The organism is Mycobacterium parascrofulaceum ATCC BAA-614 (assembly GCF_000164135.1).
GTDB lineage: Bacteria > Actinomycetota > Actinomycetes > Mycobacteriales > Mycobacteriaceae > Mycobacterium > Mycobacterium parascrofulaceum.
Genome location: NZ_GG770605.1, coordinates 1 through 1,498, shown reverse-complemented (window position 1 = coordinate 1,498; position 1,498 = coordinate 1). Strand labels below are relative to the sequence as shown.

Annotated in this window: 1 protein-coding gene; it reads right to left on the bottom strand. The window is 67.9% G+C overall.

Annotated elements, in window-relative coordinates:
* Window positions 1–7 precede the first annotated feature (7 nt).
* The gene (locus HMPREF0591_RS29755) at window positions 8–1,357 is read right to left on the bottom strand and encodes an IS30 family transposase (protein WP_425270272.1); all 1,350 of its coding nucleotides are present in this window, start codon (window positions 1,355–1,357) and stop codon (window positions 8–10) included.
* Between the last annotated feature and the right edge of the window lie 141 nt (window positions 1,358–1,498).

Genomic DNA, 1,498 nt, shown 5'->3' with positions numbered 1-1,498 from the left:
CGACAGTTCAACCGGTCCTTGCAACACCGGGTTGTTGGAGTGAGCGTAGCTGCTCCTCGAACACCTCGGCAGGTGTCTTCCAGTCGAGGCTTTTGCGGGGTCGGTTGTTTAGCGCGAGAGCGACTGCTTCGAGGTCTTCCGCGGACCACCGTGAGAGGTCCGTGCCCTTCGGGAAGTACTGGCGCAGCAACCCGTTGGTGTTCTCGTTCGTCGGCCGCTGCCAGGGCGAGTGGGGGTCGGCGAAGAACACCTTCGTGCCCGTCTCGAGAGTGAACTGGGCGTGGCCGGAGAGTTCTTTGCCGCGGTCCCAGGTGAGCGTCTTCCGGAGCTGTTCGGGAAGCTTCGTCATTGACGCTATGAGCGCGGCGTTCATCGCGACGGCGCCGTAGCCGCCCAGCGCGGGACCGTTCTTGACCCGCGGTATCTCGCCATAGCCTTCCAGTCGCGGCAGTTGCACCAGCAGGGTCGAGCGGCTCTTGCGTTCGACGATCGTGCCGATCGCGGACCGGCCCGTGCCGATGATCAGATCGCCCTCCCAGTGCCCGGGGACGCCGCGGTCTGCTGCCTCCGCGGGGCGCTGAGAGAACACGACGTCCGCGGTGACATGCCCTTGCGGGCGGTTCTGCGCTCGAGCCCGTGGCTGGCGGAGTGCGCGGCCGGTTCGCAGGCAGGTGACGAGCTCGCGTTTGAGCGCACCACGGCCCTGGATGAACAGCGACTGGTAGATCGCCTCGTGGCTGATGCGCATGGACTCATCATCCGGGAAGTCGACCTTCAGCCGGTGCGAGATCTGCTCCGGGCTCCACGCGGTCGCCCACCGCCGGTCCTGCCGGTGCGGTTTGTTCAGCCCCTTCCACGCGGGCGGCTCCGGCCCGACAACGATGCTGCCGTCCGGCCGGCGCACGTTCCCGGCGAGCCGCTCCTGGACGTACTCGCGCAGCCTGTCGTTAGTCGCGAGCATGGCCGTTTTCGGTCGCTTCGCCGCCTGCTGAGCCTTCCACTGCGCCACCAACGCCCGGTACTCCTGCTTCCCGCTGCGCGTGGCCGCGTTGCGGCGCAATTCGCGGGAGATCGTTCCCGGGTCGCGACCGATCCTGCGCGCGATTTCACGAACGCCGATCTGCTTGGCGCGCAGCAGCGCGATCTCCTCGCGCTCCTCGAAGGACAGGTAGCGGCCGGTGGGCACGGCAAGCGAGATCGGTGGCATGCCGCCAGCGTGGCGAAACCAACGGGCTCCGACCGGCACAGACACGCCCACCTTCAGCGCCGCTTCGGCCGAGGTAATGCCCGTCGCGATCAGACGCCAGAACTGCCGCTGCACCGCCCGCGAGGGCTCAGGCCGCCCGGGCGAACGCATCGGCGGACGCAACGCCCGATCCGCACGCCACTGCCGACGCGCACGCTCGGGCACATCGCTCGTCTTTGCGGCCCAGTCCTTCGTCGCCACTGCTGAACACCTCCACGGTCAAGGTGTTGCGACGACCAGTTGAATCCGCCC